The following is a 19,083-nucleotide window of genomic DNA, read 5'->3' as shown; positions in this document are numbered from 1 at the left end:
AACAGCCTTCCACTGGCATCCTGTGCGTAATACGTAAAAAATCCCTTCCAGCACTTTCCTTGGCGGTATCGGAGGACGGCCTTGTCCGGGTGCGTGTTTATACTTTTTCTGCGGGTCCCGCTTTTTTACTGGTATCTTATCCTTGATTTCTTCCCAAAACTCATCCGATATTGTCCATGACTGATAAGATTTCTTCTCTTTCATTCTTCTCTCACCAGTCCCTATTTTACACCTTGTTTTAATTTATGGATAGGCTCTAAGCACATCAGCCTGTGTAGAGCGCATTCACATGGAGTAAAAGATATATTTAAATTTGTATTATCCTATTATCTCTTATCTCTAAAATTCCTTGTATCATTACACAACCACTCGCCGTCACTGAACACTGACATCGTAAACCTTATCCGCGTGCTTAACGCTGGATTGTGTGACTTGGGTTTCGCTATTCACGATGCCGGACTTAAAATTTGTGGCTTCCTCCGCTATCCCGCATTGAAGCAGGTGGTCAATATCCGCTTTCAGCTTAATTTCAATGCGGTTTTCGTATACAATGATTTTCTCGATAATCAGCTCAAGATCGATTTTGTCCAGCTTATCCTTAGCAAGGATTTCATCGAATATTTCCATGGCGATGCGGTTGACTGTATGATGGCGTTTCGCTTGTTGACGGTCAGCTCGAGTTGATTTTTCAGCCCCTTGATTCTGTGCTCCAGCTCCGCTTCCATCTCGTCATAGGTTTGCTCCAGCAGCTCTTCCTTTTCCGGATGCTTCATACTGTCGCGAATGCGCTGCCGCTTGGTCGCCTTCAGTTCTTCGTAAGAGTCATCAAGCTGCCGCTGCAAAATCGTGGAGGTTTCCTCGTTGTTTTTCACCTCGGTGGTTTCATTTTTGATCGCCGCGTTGAGCTGCTCCAGCATATCGGCGGAGCTATCCTTCACCTTTTGGATGTAACGCTTGAGCAGCTCGTCCAGCAAATCCACACGTCAGCCCTTTGGCCCCCGACGGTGGTAGGTTCCGCAGGTATAAGCAGGCTTCAAATATCTCCTGCTCATCGAGAACATCGGAGTGCCGCAGTCTCCGCATACCGAAAAGCCGGAATAGACATTCTCGTATTTTTTGATGCCCCGGTAATTGCTGCTGGTGCGGTGCTTGCGTTGCTCCTGCGCCTTGGCGAAAACACGGTAGTCCACAATGGGCGTGTGGTGATTCTCAAAGATGATGTGGTCGATTTCGTCCTTTTTCATATCCGAGTCGTTAATCTTTTTGCGGGTATACTTGCCTTGGTGTAGCGTACCAATGTAAAAATCGTTCTCAAGGATGCCCTGTACGGTGACGATGTTCCATTTTTGCTTAGCTTTGAGTTTTGCTTTCCTCCCCGCGCTCTTCTTTGCGCTGACGCTCCGCCATGCGCGGCATTGGGATTTTCAATTCAATCAATGCCGCACAGATAGCCATACACCAATACTTCAAAAATGATTCGAGGTTCGACCACCGATTTTCTTCTCTGCGAAGAATAGGCGCAATACAGTTTTCTGTAATCCAGTTCCTCAAGCTGGGCGCTTAGAAGCCGTACCCGATTATCCTGCGGTATTGTAATTTCAATATTTATCGGAAACGTCAGCTGTTGATATTTCCGCTCAAATCTGTTATCCTTTAAAAGCTTTTGAGTTTGTTTCACAACTTAATTCTAAAGCAAAAAGTCGGAGCGGCCAACCCTTTTGGGATTGCTGCTCCGACTTTTTTTCAGGGTTGTTTCGCAACAGCCCCTTTCGCACCGATTTTACATTATCTATTTTTCTTCGATAAGGTAGAATAAGTTGCGCAAAATGAAAAAGGGATAAAAAAAGACAAGGTTTGCAGTCTCCGTTAGAATGAAGTCACGACACACCATTCTGAAAAGAGACAACAAACCATGTCTGAGAAAATTGTACAGTTAAATGAGGAAGTAATCAAGGGGCAAATCAAGGAATTGGTCCGCGGCAGCGTGGAAGAAACGCTCAATGGCCTTCTGGAGGCCGAAGCAGAGAAGCTGACCCAAGCCGCAAAATACGAGCGCAGCGAGGAACGGCAAGGCTATCGGAGCGGCCATTACAGCCGAAATCTCACCACGATGTCGGGCGACGTCACGCTCAATGTCCCCCGGCTCAAGGGTATTTCTTTCGAGACAGTCATCATTGAGCGATATCGCCGGCGGGAAAGCAGCGTGGAGGAAGCGCTCATCGAGATGTATCTCGCCGGCGTTTCTGTACGCCAAGTGGAGGACATCACGGAGGCGCTCTGGGGCAGCAAAGTTTCACCGGCTACGATCAGCGAGCTGAACAAGAAAGCATACGTCCATATCGAGGACTGGCGCAACCGGCCGTTACAGGGCGGATGCTATCCGTACGTCTATGTGGACGGAATCTATCTGCGCCGCAATTGGGGTGGAGAATACGAGAATGTGGCCATTCTGGTGGTGATTGCGGTCAATGAGGACGGATATCGCGAGGTTCTCGGTGCCGCCGAGGGGATGAAAGAGGATAAAGCCAGTTGGGTCAACTTTTTGCAATGGCTCAGAGGCCGCGGACTGGATGGCGTGAAGCTCATCGTCGGTGACAAATGCCAAGGGATGCTGGAGGCTGTTGGTGAAGTGTTTCCGGAGGCAAAGTATCAGCGCTGCGTGGTCCACTTCTACCGCAATATCTTTTCGGTTGTTCCCAGGTCCAAAGTCAAGCTGGTGGCTAAGATGCTCAAGGCGATCCAAGCCCAGGAGAGCAAGAAAGCGTCCAGAGAAAAGGCCAAGACGGTGGTTGCAGAACTCCGCGCCATGAAACTGAAGGAGGCCGCCAAGAAAATTGAAGGCGGTGTGGAAGAAACGCTGACCTATGCGGGTTTTCCCTCGGAGCATTGGACTCGCATCCGCACCAACAATGTCATTGAGCGACTTAACCGGGAGATCCGCCGGCGCACCCGCGTGGTGGGCTGCTTCCCGGACGGAAACTCGGCCCTCATGCTGGTCTGTGCTAGGCTCCGTCATGTTGCCGGCACCCAGTGGGGTAACAAGAAGTACATGAACATGAAGCACCTGGAGGCCGTCCTCGACGACGCTTCCATTGCCGGGTAGCTCCATTCCCTCAGAGACTGCGAACCTTTTTGCGCATAATTCTTGACACTTCCTTTTCTTCCTGCAAATTATGGGAAGAACCCGTCCGACGCATTAAGCGAAGAACGGATTCTTCGACAAGCTGTAATACTGTGCAATATAACTGTATTTCACACAGTTATATTGCAGTTAATGTATGGGGTGGAGCCGATGGTAAATAGAAAATTTGATTCAGAGGAATCGTATGTACTCGCGCTATTACCACATGTATGCGTGGGACAGAGAACGACGGACGAATAAGATGGATCGAAAAGGAACTTAAAGCGCGGACAGCTAAGGCATCAAAAGCCCGACGGGCATATAAAGCTGTGAAGATTAGCGGAGAAGAGCTACTAAAGAGGGTGATGAGCAAGTAGGGTTGAGGATGAATGTTAAATAAAAAATAGCTTGCACAGGGGGCTGTGAAGCACAATGATCTATATAGCTAAATGGCATCAATGGTTTATAATCTAAGGAGCGAATAATTATACGCGTTTTGATTAAATAACAGTATAAAAGGCCGTTGTAGACCGTTTTATTTCAGCGTCATGTGGTGCGCATAGGCAAATTCTCAAATATTCAGTCTACTTTACAAATTTCCGAATTGTGTGTAATATAATAAATATGTTTCTGGCTTTTATTCGATTAGAACAGGAGGGCTTTTTGTGCCGCAATACGACTATTTAATTGTTGGCAGTGGTATTACAGGCGCGGTATTTGCTCATGAGCTTTCTAATGAAGGCAAGCGCTGTTTAGTGATTGAAAAGCGTGGGCATATTGCGGGCAATATTTATGATGAAAATCAGGACGGCATTCTTGTCCATCGCTATGGGCCGCATATTTTTCACACATCCAAGAAAGAGATTTGGAGATATATTAATCAATTTGGTGCGTTTAATCATTTTGTTAACAATCCGATTGCTAATTACAGGGGAAAGCTTTACAATCTGCCTTTTAATATGAATACATTTTATCAATTGTGGGGAACGGTCACGCCTGAGCAAGCCATGCAACGTCTTGAAGGTGAGCGCATGGTGTATCCGCATGCACCCCGGAACCTTGAGGAGCAGGCGCTTTCCCTTGTGGGTTCCGACATTTACGAAAAGCTGATCAAAGGTTACACTGAAAAGCAATGGGGACAGGCTTGCAATAAGTTACCCGCTTTTATTATCAGACGACTTCCGTTGCGTTTTACCTATGACAACAATTATTTTAATGATCCTTATCAGGGCGTCCCTGTTACGGGATATACAGCTCTTGTAGAAAAAATGCTGCAAAATAGTGAGGTGCATCTGCATACCGATTATTTTCAGGATCGGTTGACCTTCAATAAAATAGCCAAACGCGTTATTTACACAGGCGCGATCGACCGCTATTTCGATTATGAATTTGGGCAGCTTACCTATCGTAGCTTGCGGTTTGAAAGCAGTTGCTACGATTCGCCAAACTATCAAGGTGTTGCCGTTATGAACTTTACAGACCGCGAAGCGCCGTATACCCGCAGCATTGAGCACAAGCATTTTCAGTTTGGGGAGCAGCCCCATACCATTGTCACGCGGGAATATTCTCTGGCATGGAAGCCGGGGCAGGAGCCTTATTACCCGGTAAACGATTCAAAAAACCAACGGATTTACGAATGCTATTCCCAACTGGCCGAGCGCGAAAAAAGCGTTGTATTCTGTGGGAGATTGGCGCAATACCGTTATTATAATATGGATCAGGTCATCGAAGCGGCACTTAACAGGGTAGCGGTTGAGCCTGAGCTATAGGATGGGAGAGGCACTATGCCGCTTATTTCAGTTATAATGGGGGTCTATTTTAACAAGTCCGAAGCGGCACCATTAGAGCGTGCAGTACGTTCTGTTTTAGATCAGAGCCTTAGCGACTTTGATCTGCTTATTTGTGATGACGGTTCCGATGCGTCGGCTAAAGAACTGCTTGATCGCATGGCTGAAACTGACGCGCGAATTAAGCTTGTGCGGCAGGAAGATGCTATTACGTTGCCGCAAAAGCTCAATTTATGTCTGAGCCATGCCACGGGGCGCTTTATCGCCCGGATGGACGATGACGATTTTTCGCATCCGCAGCGATTGGAGAGACAGTATGAGTATTTGGTAAGGCATCCTGAAATTTCCTTTGTAGGTTGCAACGTTAACCGGATTTTTAATACGGATACGATTATACCGGCTATTTTCCCGGAGTTTCCGCAGCCGCAAGATTTTCTTTTTGTAATGCCGTATATTCATCCAACATTACTTTTTCGCCGTGAGGTGTTGGAAGCGGCAGGCGGCTATTCTGAGAAAAAGCATTGTCTGCTTTGCGAGGATTATGATCTGCTTCTACGCCTTTATCATCTGGGCTTTAAGGGATCAAATTTGCAGGCGCTTTTGTTTGATTACTCCATGGTCGGGGTGGAAGAAAAGCGCAGGAACTATCGTTTTCGTATCAACGAGGCAACGGTTCGGTTTATTTGGTTTAGGCGCTTGGGCATGTTGCCGCAGGCCTTGCCCTATGTCGTCAAGCCGTTGGCCGTTGGACTGCTGCCGTTGTCGTTGCTCAATTATCTGCGACAAAAAAGGGAGGCTCGAAAAAGGAGGGATCTTTTGTGACAGCTGCTACTATTTTGACAATTGCGGTGCCGACATTTAATATGGCACAGTGGTTGGATAAGAATTTGACCACCTATTGTGATGAGAGACTGTTTGACCGCTTAGAGGTTCTTTGCCTTAACAATGCCTCCGAGGATTCCTCCAGACAGGTTATAGAAAGCTATGTGTCAAAATACCCAAGAATTTTTCGGCTGATCGATCGGGATAGCCGTGGCTATGGATCTTCTATCAATCAGGCTCTGGCGCAGGCGCAAGGGCGGTACTTTCGTATTGTTGATGCCGACGACTGGGTAAACACGTCTGCACTGATCGATTTTTTAGATGTGCTTGAAGGCTGCGAGGCTGATGTTGTTCTGACCGACTACCAGATTGTCAATATGCAAAACGGTGAAATGATGCCTGTACGGGCTTTACAGCAGGGTGTTGCTTATAATGTGGTCACTGAATCCTTTAGCGGCCCGTTAAAAACGCTACCGAGTATTCACAACACGTCTTATCGAACCGGGCTGCTTCGTTCCTCGGGTTTTTACATGCAAGACAAGATGTTTTTTGTTGATGAGGAATATGTTGTTCTGCCTTACTTGCAGGCTAAAAGTGTAGTTTATTACGATTTTGATATTTATCGATATCAGGTGGCAAATCCGGCGCAGAGCACATCGCCCCAAAACAGAGCAAAATATCATGATCATCGCGAGCGGGTGCTGCGCCGCCTGATACCAGCTTATTATAAGGCACAACAGGATGGCGCGGACCAAAATGCGTTGGATTACTGTTTTGAGCGTATTAAAAGAGGCGCGGGAGATCATTTTACAACCTTGTATATGTATGTGGAAGACCGGAATGAAGGATGCCGGCTTGCCGCGCTTTGGCGGACTTATTTGCAAACTCAAGCGCCCGCGTATTGGCTGGCGGTACGTAAAAAAGCATACTGTCTGGCTATACTGAACCGGTTTAGGGTTGGGCTTGCACAATACAAAAAGCTTAAAAGAATAGGAGCCAAGCGGTTAGGCGCTTCGTAAAAATTTCATGGAGCAGGAATCTATTACAGTCAGCGTGTTGATGCTTTCGTATAACCATGCGCACTATATCCGTCAGGCGCTTAACAGCATTCTGACGCAACAGACTGACTTTCAGTTTGAAATCTTGGTGGGTGACGACGCTTCTCAGGACGGCACGGCACAGATTATTTCTGATACGGCTCAAAATGAGCCTCAGCTTCACCCCGTTTTAAGGCCACGGAATATAGGGGCCACCAGAAATCTATATAACTTACAAATGCGGGCACGCGGCGCATACCTTGCTTATCTTGAAGGTGACGATTACTGGTGCGACACGCACAAACTACAAAAACAGGTGGATTTTCTCATGGCACATCCCAACTACATTGGCTGCACTCACAGGTGCAGAATGGTGGACGAACTGGGGGAACCGCATAAAAGTCAGTATCTGAGCTGGATATCCCAAAAGGAGCGGTACACACTTGAGGATTTCCATGGCTTTGTGTTACCGGGGCATGCGAGCACATTGATGCACCGCAATATTTTTTTGAATTCCGACGGTGCTTACGAAGCGATTATAACGATGCATCCGCTTATCGGTGACCGTTCCCTGAGCTTGTTGCTCGCCTCTCAAGGCGCGGTTTACCAACTATCCGATATAATGAGTTGCTATCGCTTCTCGCATACAGCAGAAGGGAGAAATGCAACGGCGGTCGCTTATACACATAATACCAACCGGATTCGTGAAGATTATGACTACACGAAAAAACTGGAGGCCTATGCTTTCCAGATGTTGGGAGTGGACGGTGGTTTTTCAGCGCATAAGAAGTCACTTTTTGTCAGCGCTGTTTGGGCGGCATTCAAGCATCCGAACACGGAGAGCTTTCAGATAGCAGCTCAAATTTTGCGAGAGGGTCAGCCGTTTGATTACCTTTTTGCGCTGCCGGCCGGCGCGCTTCATAAATTAAGAGAAAAACATAAGCAAGGGAGTTGATTATATGCATGAACCAATACCGGTTACCCGTTCCTCTATGCCACCCATGGAGGAATATATCAAGGCGATTGCGCCTGTGTGGGAGAGCCGCTGGCTAACCAACATGGGCAGCTGCCATCAACAACTGGAGCGGTCGCTGTGCGAATTTTTAAAGGTGCCTTATATGGCGCTTTTTACAAACGGGCATCTGGCGCTTGAGGTGGCTCTGGCTTCTATGGAGTTGACAGGAGAAGTGATCACGACGCCGTTCACCTTTGCCTCCACCACGCAGGCAATTGTTCAAAACGGACTGACACCGGTGTTCTGCGATATTTCTTCGCAGGATTTTACCATGGATGCCGCCAAAATAGAGGCGCTTATTACGCCGAAAACCTCGGCGATTTTGCCGGTGCACGTATATGGTAATCCATGTGCGGTCAAGGAAATTGAAGACATTGCGCAGAGGCACGGTTTAAAGGTGATTTATGATGCGGCCCATGCCTTTGGTGAGGAGCTGGACGGAACGGGTATTGGGTGCTTTGGCGATTTGTCAATGTTCAGCTTTCATGCTACCAAAGTGTTTCATACCATTGAGGGTGGCGGTCTGGTCTGCCACGATGAAGTGGCCATGAAAAAGATTTCGGCCCTAAAAAACTTTGGACAGTATACGGCCGAGGATGTAGGAGAGGTTGGTGGCAACGCTAAGATGAACGAATTTCAGGCGGCGATGGGATTGTGCAATCTGCGGTATGTTGAGGCGCAGATTGCAAGGCGTGCGCAGGTTGTCGCGCGTTACCGTGAGATGCTTGGCGGTGTATCCGGAATTTACCTTTGCCCCGAACGACCGGATGTCAAGTCAAATTGCGCTTATTTCCCGATGACCATCGACCCTGTGGCCTTTGGAGAGGACAGGGACGCTTTATGTGAACGTTTACAGAGTAAAAACATTTTTCCAAGAAAATATTTTTACCCGCTTACAAGCCACTTCCGCTGCTATCAAGGCAGGTTTCCCCTGCAAAGCACGCCAGTGGCAGAGATGATGACCGAAAGGGTTCTGACGCTCCCACTTTATTCGGACATGACGACGGATGACGCGGAATATATTTGCGGCGCAATTTTGGAGGGAAAGAGATGAAGGGCATTATTTTGGCCGGCGGAAGAGGCACGCGTCTTTACCCGATGACACTTGCGGTTTCCAAACAGCTGTTGCCGATTTACGACAAACCACTGATCTACTATCCGCTTTCGGTGCTGCTGCTGGCGGGTATCCGGGAAATTTTGCTTATTTCCACACCGGAGGACATTCATAATTATCAACGCCTTTTGGGGGATGGCGCCCGAATCGGGGTCTCGATTGAATATAAGGTGCAGGAGCAGCCCCGTGGGTTGGCGGAGGCGTTTATTCTCGGTGAGGAATTCATTGCGGGAGATCAGGTCTGCCTGATTTTGGGGGATAATGTTTTTTATGGGCAGGATTTTACAGCGATGCTCAGACGCGCTCAAACGGAGCTGTCCGGCGCGACTATATTCGGCTATCCGGTCAAAAATCCGACTAATTTTGGCGTGGTGGCTTTTGACGCGAATTTTAATGTGCAGTCCATTGAAGAAAAACCGAAGAAGCCAAAGTCGCATTTTGCGGTTCCGGGACTGTATTTTTATGATAATAGCGTGGTGGAAATAGCGAAGAGTATTGCGCCTTCCACCCGCGGTGAGCTTGAGATTACGGCGGTAAACGATGTCTACTTGCAGCGGGGCGAACTCCAAGTTGTATTGCTGGGTCGCGGCATAGCTTGGCTGGATACCGGTACGCCCGAAGGTATGCTGCAGGCGGCCGAATATGTCGAAGCAGTGCAGGCGCGGCAAGGATTCTATATTTCTTGTATTGAAGAAATTGCATGGCGGCGCGGTTTTATTACGACAGAGCAGCTGCATCGACTGGGAGAAGCGTTGCATATGACCGATTATGGGCAGTATTTACTTTCACTGAAAGACTAAATATACGGGAGCAGGTTGTGAAATGAGTGATCCTACCACGGATGTACGACGAAAGGTACCAGATACCAGCTATGCGGTGGAGGCAGCACGAAACTTTGAGGAAGACGACGACAAGCCGACCTTAACCGAACAGAAAATTCTTGACAACGACGACACAATGGTGACCGTCGTATGCATTACCTATAAGCATGAGGAATACATTGCACAGGCACTGGACAGCTTTCTCATGCAAAAGACTGATTTTAAATTCAAGGTGTTTGTCGGCGAGGACTGCGGACCCGACCGGACAGCGGATATTGTCAAGGAATACGCAGCGAAATACCCCGATATTATCGTACCCTTTATTCGGGAAGAAAATATGGGGGCCCAGCGTAACCTGATTGACATGTGCCAGCGCGCCACCAGTCCTTATATTGCCTTTTGCGAGGGCGACGACTATTGGACCGATGAATATAAGCTGCAAAAACAGATCGATTATATGGAGGAACATAAACAACATCGAGCGTGTTTTTGCAATACTGAAATTGTAGCAGATGAAACTTGGTATTTAAATAGTTATTATATTAGTGATAAGGAAGGTCGCAAATTAATTCCGCATGGGATACCTAATATGGATAGAAACAGAGTATCTTGGAATGCGAATTCTTATATTATGTGGGGACCTGCACACACATCCTCCATGCTGTTTAGATGGAATTATGACTTGCCGATTCCAGAGACCTATTATATCCGGGATTCTGGAGATCATTCCATTATGATGATGCAAATGGGTAAGGGTACAATTGGATTTTTATTTGATGTAATGTCAGCTTATCGGCGCAGTGAAGCTGGCGTTACCATGTTTAAAAACAAAGATGATCATTTTTTTAGAACAAGAATTAATTGGATTAATGTGCTGGAGGATTTAAAACTTTTTTTTGTAACGAATTATAATGGTTATTGCAAAACTTCTATAGAAAACCGTATCAAACTAGAAAGCGCTAACTATCTTCAAACATTGATTAAACTAGATAGAACGGATCTTATTGCAGAATTTTTCCAGTTGTTTCCTGAGTCTGCTAAAATTTCATTAAATGCTTATCTTTCTTTTTATCGAGACAGTCGGGCACTGACGTCTGTTTACGGTTGGGATGGTTATCGAATGGCGGTGCGCAACCGATATTTTCGGCGTGTGGTAAAACCGCTGGTGCGCATGGCTTTGAGGATTAAAAAGAAGAAGGACTTTCTGAAGGGCAAGCTAAAAAACATATTGTCCTTTTGGTATTATTGGAGATACACAATTACCCCGAAAAAGAAAAACGTATGGGCCTTCTCCGCATTTTCTAAGCGTGGGTATATGGATAATGTCAAATATTTATATGAATACGTATTAGCGCATCATCCGGAAATACAGGCAGTCTGGATGACACTGGACAAAGGGGTTTATAAACAACTGCAATCGGAAAACAAGCCAGTTGTTATGATGAGGACGCCGGAATGCCGAAAAATTCTTTCCCATGCAAAGCTTGCCTTTACCGACCATTATAGGATGTCAGACTATGACGCCTTTTCCGGGCTCAATGACAGAACTAAGATTGTACAGCTGTGGCATGGTGTGGGACTTAAGGCTATTGGTGATTTGAAAAATACAAATATAGCCGGTGTAATGTTGAGTAACGACATATTGCCATCGGCTGCGGATAATATTTTGAAAATAATTTATAAAAAAATTAAATATTTTCGTCATGCGTATTATAGAGAACTTTTTGAGCACTATTTTATGTTGGCTTGCCCTGGCCCTGAACGGATTGAGCAGGTGGCAAAACCGCTGCATATTCCGCTTGAAAATTGTTTTATGTCTGGCCATCCGCGCAATGTGTTTTTGCATCAAATATTGCCCGCCACAGATGCTGTACATATCTTATATGCGCCGACCTATCGTTGGAACGCGATTAAGGAACAGCAGCTAGTACAGAAAATAATAGATTCCGCTGATGTTATTCAAACGTGTATGGAGAAGGTGAACGGTTCTTTAACCATTCGCCTGCATCCGCATACATGGCGTAATTATAATGTGCAGCTTAATGATTTGTCGCAGCGTTATGACAGAATTTTTTCGGATAACGATGCGGATATTTATCAGACATTGGGAAAATATCGGATCCTTATCTCAGACTATTCGTCTATTGCGTATGATTTTATCTTGTTGAATCGCCCTGTTGTTTTCTTCAATTATGATTTTGAGGATTTTATAGAAAAAGAATGTACCCTTAATTATGAGTATGACAGCTATTCTCCAGGAGCTCAGACAAAATCTTGGGAGCAGACACTAGCCGCCATTGAGGCGTATATTGCAAATCCTGAAAAGGATAGCGAGTGGCGCTGCCGGGTGCGGGATGAATTTTATGATATGACGGTAAATGATCAGGATAACTCTAGGAGAATTGTAGAGGAATTGAAAAGACGATTGGGTATGATATAATATAGGGGGACTTTTAAATTGAATGTCGCCATTGTTTTTGCCGGTGGTACCGGTCAACGCATGAGGAATACGGCCCGCCCAAAACAATTTTTAGAGCTGTATGGCAAGCCTATCATCATTTATACATTAGAAATATTTCAATCACATCCTGACATTGATGCAATCATCGTGCCGTGTGTGGATGGGTGGCATGACCACTTGCGTGATATGGCCCGAAAATTTGGCATTACCAAGCTATTAAAAATTGTACCTGGAGGCAAGACTTCTCAGGAGTCCAAGCTTTCTGCCCTGCGTACGTTAAAGGATATTTGTTCTGACCGTGATATCATTCTTATGCATGACGCGGTTCGCCCACTAATTACGCCACAAGTTATCAGCGATAACATTACCAGCGTCAAAACTTTTGGCAGTGCCATTACCGTAGATCCTTTTACTGAAACAGGTATTATAAGCAGCGACGGTAAAACAGTAGAAACCACGATCGAGCGACAGAGGCTTTATATTGCCAAGGCGCCACAAAGCTTTTATTACTGTGATGTGCTTGCTGCGCATGAAGCTGCCGTGGACATGCCCGATTTAACGACGATCGATACGTGCACCATTATGACGACATTAGGGAAGCAACTGCATTTTGTTCCCTGTGATCGGTGTAATATTAAAATTACAACGCCCGAAGATTACTATATATTTAAGGCTATTTATGATTTGCGGGAAAGCCAGGATGTCTTGGGCATCTGAAATGGTTCGATCAACAAAGAGGCAGACCGTTGGGTAAGGAGTAGACTATGTGGATTGAAAATGACACGTTTAGAGAAGATCTTGAGAGAATCTGTGATTCAGCATATCTCCCTTGGGCAGAGTTTGCAGGTAAAACAGTTTTCATCACCGGCGCGACCGGGCTTATTGGGTATACTGCAGCGAGCGCATTTATGTTTTATGCTTTACGTAGCGGTTGTCGGATTGACGTTTTGCTGCTCGTACGTGACGAAGAGCGGGCGCGGCGGCTGTTTAAAGGTCAGATGAATGATGGCTGCAATTGCCGATTTATAGAAGGAAGCTTGGAGAAAATGCCATCTGTTCCTTCTCCCGTCGATTATATCATCCATTGTGCGTGTCCGACAGACAGCGCTTTTTTTACGACGAATCCAACCGAAACCATATGCAGTATTTTCATTGGAACCCGTAACGTTTTGGCGCTTGCAAGAGACAAAAAAGCATCGGGAATGGTATATTTATCAAGCATGGAGGTTTATGGCCAGATAAAATGCCGAGAAAAACTGGGGGAACAGGACTTAGGCTATATTAATCCCTTGTCGGTGCGCAGCAGCTATTCCGAGGGAAAGCGTATGGCTGAAAATTTATGCTGCGCCTATGCGCACCAATATGACGTGCCAGTGACAATCGTCCGTCTTGCGCAAACCTTTGGGCCGGGCGTCAAGAGTACGGACAGCCGTGTGTTTGCTTATATGGCTCGGTGCGCTCTTGCCTGTCAGGATATTCACTTGAAAACCAGCGGGTTAAAAGAAAATATGTATCTGTATACCATGGATGCAGTATCAGCTATATTGCTGCTTTTGCTGAGGGGCACCCGAGGCGACGCCTATAATGCGGCTAACGAGAGCACCTATTGTTCGATTAAAGATATGGCGCGAACAGTATTGGATACATTAGGCGCACCATCGGCAAAGGTCTGCACCAATGTTGGCGGAGACAATCAGGGACTTTATCGCCCTGAAGGATATTTAAATTTAAATGTTGAAAAACTAAAAGCGCTGGGGTGGCGGCCCATGGTTAATTTGCCGGAAATGTATCTTAGAATGGTTAAAACTTTTTCCAACACAGAAAGCTGAGAACAATAGAGATGAAACAGGTAAGAATCTTAATTTTTCCTTGCGGCTCCGAGGTGGGTCTGGAACTGCATCAAGCGTTAAAGGATATTTCTTTTATTACGCTAATCGGCGCTTCCAGCGTACCCGACCACGGCCAATATGTGTTTGAGCATTATTGCGGGGGATTGCCTTTTGTGCAGGCGCCTGACTTTTTAGAGCGCTTTAATGCGCTGCTCAAAGCGCAGCATATAGACTTCATTTACCCTGCCATGGACGAAGTGCTGGATGTACTGTCGGCTAACCGTGAACAGCTTGCCACACCGCTTATCGCACCCTGCCATGAGACTGTACATATCTGCCGCAGCAAGGCCAGAACTTATGCACACCTCAATGGCCTTGACTTTGTTCCTAAAGTCTATAACAGTCCCGATCAGGTAACCCGTTTTCCTGTGATCATAAAGCCGGAGGAGAGCTACGGTTCCAAAGGATTTTACATTTTACAGACTCTCGAGGCGTTACGCCAGCAATTGGCCGAGAGCAAAACGGCGAATGTAATTTGCGAATATCTTCAAGGTGAGGAATATACTGTTGATTGCTTTACAAATCGGCATGGTGTGCTACAATATACGAGCTGCCGAAACCGTAACCGCATCCGCAACGGCATTAGCGTTAATTCCCGTCTGCAGCCACCTGATGAAAAGATTGGTGAAATTGCCCAGCAGATATCGGCGCGTATCCCGATGCGGGGCGCGTGGTTTTTTCAGCTTAAACGCGATGAAGACGGCAATTGCAAGCTCCTTGAAGTTGCGACGCGCGTTGCGGGAACCATGTGTATCCAACGGGCGGTTGGCGTAAATCTGCCTTTATTGAGTGTGTTTGACATGATGAATTATGATGTGGCGGTCACACCTCAGCTTGATACGGTAGAGGTGGATCGTGCGCTGTATAATGCCTACCACCTTCCAATAGAGTTTGACGAGGTTTATCTTGATTTTGACGATACGGTCATTGTGCATGATAAGGTTAATTTAAATCTGATGCGCTACCTTTATCAATGCGTCAATAAAAATATCCCTGTCAAGCTGTTGACCAAGCATGATTATGACATTAACATAACGCTCAAGCGTTATAAAATTGCGCCTGAACTGTTTGATGAGATCATTCATACAGACCGTGCACAACGTAAGTGTGATTTTATCCGGCCCGGTAAAAGAGCTTTGTTTATCGACGATTCTTTCGCCGAAAGGAAGCAGATGCAAGAGGCGCACGGAATGGTGACATTGGGTGTGGACGCGGTGGAAGCTTTGCTGGATTACCGGCAGTAGATCTATTTTTTTGGGGGGCTGAAAATTGAAGTCTGTCCTTATTACCGGCGGAGCCGGGTTTATAGGTTCCAACTTTATTCACTACATGCTGGATAAGCATCAACATGTTCGCTTGGTCAACCTCGACGCGCTGACCTATGCGGGTAATCTTGAGAACTTAGCCTCAGTTGCGGGGAATACCCGCTATACCTTCGTCAAAGGCGATGTCCGTGACCGGGTGCTGGTGGACAAGCTTTTTGCGGAATATGGGTTTGATACGGTTGTTAACTTTGCGGCTGAAAGCCATGTTGACCGCAGCATCACCGAGCCGGAGCTGTTTTTGACCACTAATATTATCGGTACTCAAACGCTGCTTGATGCTGCTAAGCACTGTTGGAGTGATGAGCCCAATAACAAATATTGCCGCACATACCGGCAGGGTGTACGCTTTTTACAGGTTTCAACCGATGAGGTCTACGGTACGCTGGGCAAGACGGGTTTTTTTGCCGAGACGACGCCGCTGGCGCCCAACAGTCCTTATTCGGCGTCTAAGGCGTCGGCCGATATGATTGTACGGGCCTACCACGAAACCTATGGCATGCCGGTGAATATCACCCGCTGCTCGAATAACTATGGCCCTTATCAGTTTCCTGAAAAACTGATTCCGCTGATGATTCATAATTGTACCCAAAATCGAGCCCTACCGGTTTACGGCGACGGTATGCAGATACGTGACTGGTTGTACGTCAAAGATCATTGCAGTGCTATCGATACGGTGTTACGTAAAGGGAATATAGGCGAGGTATATAATGTCGGGGGAAACAATGAGCGAGCCAACATTGAGATTGTTCGTCTCATTCTAGCGAGCATGGGTAAGGAAGAATCGCTGATTGAACATGTTCAGGATCGGCCAGGCCATGACCGGCGTTATGCTATTGACAATACCAAAATTACGACCGAATTAGGTTGGTCGCCAAGTTACACCTTTGATACTGGAATTGCTCAAACAATTGACTGGTATTTCAGTCATGTCGATTGGATGGCTCATGTAACCTCGGGCGATTATTTGGGCTATTATGAAAAAATGTATCGATAATAGCGAAAATGCGAGGATAATCAATGATACAAAAGTTAATTAGACACCATTTCTTATTTGAAGAACTGGTCAAACGCGATTTTAAAAAGAAATATAAACGGACGGTACTCGGCATGTTGTGGAGCATCATTTCACCACTGTTGACGCTCGCGGTAATAGCTGCAGTTTTTACGCAGTTTTTCGGGCGTAGTACCCCACATTATGTAATTTATGTTTTTTGCGGGAATCTGATATATTCTTACTTTAATGATGCTACGACTGGCGGCATGCGCTCTTTGATGGCCAATGCCGTTATTTTTACAAAGGTAGACGTACCTAAATATATGTTCCTGCTTTCAAGAAACGTACAGGCCTTTATTAATTTTTTGTTGACATTAGTTGTGTTTTTACTGTTTGTTGCCTTTGATCCGGGACTGCCGTTCCGGTGGTCCTTTTTGTTGCTGATTTACCCGATTGTCTGTCTGACACTCTTTAATATCGGTGTCGGCATGGTCTTATCTGCGTTTTATGTTTTTTTTCGTGACATTGAATATCTTTATAGCGTCTTCACTATGTTGCTGATGTATCTTTCGGCTATTTTCTACAATATAGAAGCGTACACGCTCAAGGTTCAGTATCTTTTTTACGCCAATCCGGTTTATGTCTATATTCGCTATTTTCGTAAAATTGTTATTGAAAATGATATTCCTGAAGTGAGTTTTCATCTACTTTGCGCCTTTTATGCACTGTTGATGCTGGGTATCGGCTGCTGGATGTACAAAAAGTACAACCACAAATTTTTGTACTATGTCTGAGGAGGCACCGTATGATTTTAGAATTAAACGATGTCGCCATTCGGTATATTACCGGCGATTTTAAAGAAATCGGCCTTAAAGAATTTGTCATGCGCAAGCTTAAACACAATTATACCGTTAAGGAATTTTGGGCGGTGGATGGCGTAAGCTTTTCTATTGAGCGTGGCGATATGCTGGGCATCATTGGGACAAACGGCGCGGGTAAATCCACATTGCTTAAGGCAATTTCCGGAATTATGGAGCCGACACAGGGTAGAGTTAGGCGCGAGGGCACTATTGCCGCGCTACTTGAGCTGGCCAGCGGTTTTGATGGGGACCTGACCGTTAAAGAAAACGCCTATCTGCGTGGCGCAATGCTCGGCTATACCCGCAAGTTTATGGATGAAACCTATAGGGACATTCTCGCGTTTTCAGAACTTGAGGAATATGAGGATCGTCCCTTTAAGCAGCTATCCTCTGGCATGAAATCTCGTTTAGCGTTTTCTATTGCTTCAATGGTGAAGCCAGATATTCTTATTCTGGATGAGGTGCTTTCGGTTGGAGACGGTGCTTTTCGCAAAAAGAGTGAAGCAAAGATGAGGGAGATTATTGGTGGTGGTGCGACAACCATTTTGGTTTCGCATTCGCTACAACAGGTTCAAGAACTGTGCAATAAAGTATTGTGGTTGCATAAGGGAAAACAAATTGCCTTTGGGGAAACCACCCCCATCTGTGACCGTTATCAAAGCTTTTTAGATGGGAATTTAAAATTGTGAAAAACCTTTCGACCACATCCGGATATTCGTTTGAAGCAATTTTTCGTACACCTTAAAAAGCGTAGCCTATTTCCCCTATTATTTAAAATATACAATAGCAAAAGTAGGCTGTTATGGCGAACCACCAAATAGTAAATTCATTCATTCTCTATGTATCCGGGAGCACTCATTGTCATGCCGCTTTTCTGATTTTCCTTCCGCGCAAGCTCCGCTTTAGTCGCTACCCTTCTGTTGTGTAGCAGCAGCTCCCCAGTCAGGCATCTCAGTTTCGGCTTACCTGAAAGAAACAGCCACCTTGTATTTATTTTTAGCCTGATATTGACGGTAGTAATCGGTAATGCTTTCCATAACCGCCGCGTTCTGCTGCTTCTGATTTGTCAGCCATATTTCAACGATTTTATTCTGACGGTCAATCTCAATTTTCAATAAGCTCGCACCCTTTCATCCAGACTCTTCCGAATAGTTGCGCAGCATATGCCACTTTACCACAAATGCGGCACATATTCCTGCTCCTGCTCGCTCTGTAGCCTGTGCCCTGTGCGAGCTTTTTCAGCGCTTCCCGCTGGCGTTGCTTGCTGTCCGTCCATGTGGGAGGCGCAAGGGGAAGCGGCACATCGACCGCACGTTCTAAGAACCCGTACTCAAAAGCGTTTCAATAAAATAGAAATATGAGAAAGGATGACTATAGCGGCAGCGGAAAGAGTTCGTATTTCGTAATCTTTTGAGAGCCTGCGGGAATGGCTCATCCAACCGAAAGTACGTTCAACCCGCCAACGTTTCGGAAGGATCTGCCACTCATTCGGCTTGATTCGGTCAGAAATATCGATCTTCAGGCCAAACTCAGACACCGCGGCAACGAACGTTTTGCGGTATCCCGCATCGGCGCATACACCTTTAAGGGTCGGATGGCTTTCAAGAGCCTTCCTTAGCACCTTGCCTCCCGCAACAGTGTCATGAACATTGGCGGCATGAACAACCACGGCAAGCAAATGTCCCATAATATCCGTTACGATGTGCCGCTTTCGCCCTTTCGTTTTTTTCCTCCGTCAATGCCACGTTCATCGGCGGCCCCGGTCGTTTTCATGCTTTGAGAATCAATCAAGGCGTAGCCTGGCGTTTCGCTCCGGCTGGCAGAAACACGAGATGCT

The 19,083-nt window shown here is 46.1% G+C and carries 17 protein-coding genes and 3 pseudogenes; 14 read left to right on the top strand and 6 right to left on the bottom strand.

The window, feature by feature from the left end; genetic code table 11:
- The 4 genes and pseudogenes from HMPREF1141_RS17090 to HMPREF1141_RS17780 form a co-directional block, all read right to left on the bottom strand.
- The coding region (locus HMPREF1141_RS17090; protein WP_155863527.1) for a transposase at positions 1 to 204 on the bottom strand (204 nt) is incomplete at its 3' end.
- Between the two features lie 362 nt (positions 205 to 566).
- The gene (locus HMPREF1141_RS05970) at positions 567 to 980 is read right to left on the bottom strand and encodes a hypothetical protein (protein WP_009062103.1); all 414 of its coding nucleotides are present in this window, start codon (positions 978 to 980) and stop codon (positions 567 to 569) included.
- Between the two features lie 3 nt (positions 981 to 983).
- Complete coding sequence (locus tag HMPREF1141_RS17785) at positions 984 to 1,121, bottom strand: zinc ribbon domain-containing protein (RefSeq protein ID WP_278245195.1); 138 nt, start codon at positions 1,119 to 1,121, stop codon at positions 984 to 986.
- 33 nt (positions 1,122 to 1,154) lie between these two features.
- A pseudogene (locus tag HMPREF1141_RS17780) lies at positions 1,155 to 1,361 on the bottom strand (recombinase family protein); the annotation flags it as partial.
- Between the two features lie 542 nt (positions 1,362 to 1,903).
- On the opposite strand from HMPREF1141_RS17780, the pseudogene HMPREF1141_RS05960 reads away from it, so the two are divergent.
- The 14 genes and pseudogenes from HMPREF1141_RS05960 to HMPREF1141_RS05895 form a co-directional block, all read left to right on the top strand.
- A pseudogene (locus HMPREF1141_RS05960) lies at positions 1,904 to 3,103 on the top strand (IS256 family transposase); the annotation flags it as partial.
- Between the two features lie 683 nt (positions 3,104 to 3,786).
- The gene (glf, locus tag HMPREF1141_RS05955; protein WP_009062053.1) at positions 3,787 to 4,890 is read left to right on the top strand and encodes a UDP-galactopyranose mutase; all 1,104 of its coding nucleotides are present in this window, start codon (positions 3,787 to 3,789) and stop codon (positions 4,888 to 4,890) included.
- A gap of 15 nt (positions 4,891 to 4,905) precedes the next feature.
- Entirely contained in the window at positions 4,906 to 5,730 is an 825-nt protein-coding gene (locus tag HMPREF1141_RS05950) for a glycosyltransferase (RefSeq protein ID WP_035316624.1), read from the top strand.
- Positions 5,727 to 6,749 (top strand): glycosyltransferase family 2 protein, encoded by a 1,023-nt coding sequence (locus HMPREF1141_RS05945; RefSeq protein WP_009062095.1) that lies wholly within the window; start codon positions 5,727 to 5,729, stop codon positions 6,747 to 6,749. The genes HMPREF1141_RS05950 and HMPREF1141_RS05945 overlap by 4 nt, the downstream gene beginning before the upstream one ends.
- Before the next feature lie 7 nt (positions 6,750 to 6,756).
- Complete coding sequence (locus tag HMPREF1141_RS16850) at positions 6,757 to 7,722, top strand: glycosyltransferase (RefSeq protein WP_009062054.1); 966 nt, start codon at positions 6,757 to 6,759, stop codon at positions 7,720 to 7,722.
- A 4-nt stretch (positions 7,723 to 7,726) separates the two neighbouring features.
- Positions 7,727 to 8,836: a DegT/DnrJ/EryC1/StrS family aminotransferase gene (locus HMPREF1141_RS05935; protein WP_009062076.1), complete on the top strand. Its 1,110-nt coding sequence runs from the start codon at positions 7,727 to 7,729 to the stop codon at positions 8,834 to 8,836.
- Entirely contained in the window at positions 8,833 to 9,696 is an 864-nt protein-coding gene (gene rfbA / locus HMPREF1141_RS05930; RefSeq protein ID WP_009062060.1) for a glucose-1-phosphate thymidylyltransferase RfbA, read from the top strand. The genes HMPREF1141_RS05935 and rfbA overlap by 4 nt, the downstream gene beginning before the upstream one ends.
- A 22-nt stretch (positions 9,697 to 9,718) precedes the next feature.
- Entirely contained in the window at positions 9,719 to 12,157 is a 2,439-nt protein-coding gene (locus tag HMPREF1141_RS16845; RefSeq protein WP_009062078.1) for a CDP-glycerol glycerophosphotransferase family protein, read from the top strand.
- A gap of 18 nt (positions 12,158 to 12,175) precedes the next feature.
- The gene (locus HMPREF1141_RS05920; RefSeq protein WP_009062015.1) at positions 12,176 to 12,895 is read left to right on the top strand and encodes an IspD/TarI family cytidylyltransferase; all 720 of its coding nucleotides are present in this window, start codon (positions 12,176 to 12,178) and stop codon (positions 12,893 to 12,895) included.
- Between the two features lie 47 nt (positions 12,896 to 12,942).
- Positions 12,943 to 14,007, top strand: coding sequence for an NAD(P)-dependent oxidoreductase (locus tag HMPREF1141_RS05915; protein WP_009062041.1), 1,065 nt, complete (start codon positions 12,943 to 12,945; stop codon positions 14,005 to 14,007).
- An 11-nt stretch (positions 14,008 to 14,018) separates the two neighbouring features.
- A complete protein-coding gene (locus HMPREF1141_RS05910) occupies positions 14,019 to 15,311 on the top strand; it encodes an ATP-grasp domain-containing protein (RefSeq protein ID WP_035316623.1) in 1,293 nt (430 codons plus the stop codon).
- A 25-nt stretch (positions 15,312 to 15,336) separates the two neighbouring features.
- Positions 15,337 to 16,386 (top strand): dTDP-glucose 4,6-dehydratase, encoded by a 1,050-nt coding sequence (rfbB, locus tag HMPREF1141_RS05905; RefSeq protein ID WP_009062045.1) that lies wholly within the window; start codon positions 15,337 to 15,339, stop codon positions 16,384 to 16,386.
- 23 nt (positions 16,387 to 16,409) lie between these two features.
- On the top strand, positions 16,410 to 17,180 hold the full coding sequence (locus HMPREF1141_RS05900) for an ABC transporter permease (RefSeq protein WP_035316622.1): 771 nt from the start codon (positions 16,410 to 16,412) through the stop codon (positions 17,178 to 17,180).
- Positions 17,181 to 17,191: 11 nt separating this feature from the next.
- Positions 17,192 to 17,935 (top strand): ABC transporter ATP-binding protein, encoded by a 744-nt coding sequence (locus HMPREF1141_RS05895; protein WP_009062033.1) that lies wholly within the window; start codon positions 17,192 to 17,194, stop codon positions 17,933 to 17,935.
- 273 nt (positions 17,936 to 18,208) lie between these two features.
- On the opposite strand, the gene HMPREF1141_RS17305 is transcribed toward HMPREF1141_RS05895, so the two are convergent.
- Both HMPREF1141_RS17305 and HMPREF1141_RS05890 read right to left on the bottom strand, forming a co-directional pair.
- Entirely contained in the window at positions 18,209 to 18,361 is a 153-nt protein-coding gene (locus HMPREF1141_RS17305; RefSeq protein WP_009062097.1) for a hypothetical protein, read from the bottom strand.
- A gap of 215 nt (positions 18,362 to 18,576) precedes the next feature.
- Positions 18,577 to 18,966: pseudogene (locus HMPREF1141_RS05890) on the bottom strand (transposase); the annotation flags it as partial.
- Positions 18,967 to 19,083 lie beyond the last annotated feature (117 nt).

This window comes from Clostridium sp. MSTE9, from assembly GCF_000277625.1.
Lineage (GTDB): Bacteria > Bacillota > Clostridia > Oscillospirales > Acutalibacteraceae > Faecalispora > Faecalispora jeddahensis.
The sequence above is the reverse complement of the archived record's forward strand: the minus strand, read 5'-3'. Positions and strand labels throughout refer to the sequence as shown.

Bases quoted from the DNA above. Each gene is read 5' to 3' on its own strand.
- HMPREF1141_RS05950 (WP_035316624.1), top strand. From the start codon at position 4,906: ATGCCGCTTATTTCAGTTATAATGGGGGTCTATTTTAACAAGTCCGAA.
- HMPREF1141_RS16850 (WP_009062054.1), top strand. From the start codon at position 6,757: ATGGAGCAGGAATCTATTACAGTCAGCGTGTTGATGCTTTCGTATAAC.
- HMPREF1141_RS05935 (WP_009062076.1), top strand. From the start codon at position 7,727: ATGCATGAACCAATACCGGTTACCCGTTCCTCTATGCCACCCATGGAG.
- rfbA (WP_009062060.1), top strand. From the start codon at position 8,833: ATGAAGGGCATTATTTTGGCCGGCGGAAGAGGCACGCGTCTTTACCCG.
- HMPREF1141_RS16845 (WP_009062078.1), top strand. From the start codon at position 9,719: ATGAGTGATCCTACCACGGATGTACGACGAAAGGTACCAGATACCAGC.
- HMPREF1141_RS05915 (WP_009062041.1), top strand. From the start codon at position 12,943: ATGTGGATTGAAAATGACACGTTTAGAGAAGATCTTGAGAGAATCTGT.
- HMPREF1141_RS05910 (WP_035316623.1), top strand. From the start codon at position 14,019: ATGAAACAGGTAAGAATCTTAATTTTTCCTTGCGGCTCCGAGGTGGGT.
- HMPREF1141_RS05900 (WP_035316622.1), top strand. From the start codon at position 16,410: ATGATACAAAAGTTAATTAGACACCATTTCTTATTTGAAGAACTGGTC.
- HMPREF1141_RS05895 (WP_009062033.1), top strand. From the start codon at position 17,192: ATGATTTTAGAATTAAACGATGTCGCCATTCGGTATATTACCGGCGAT.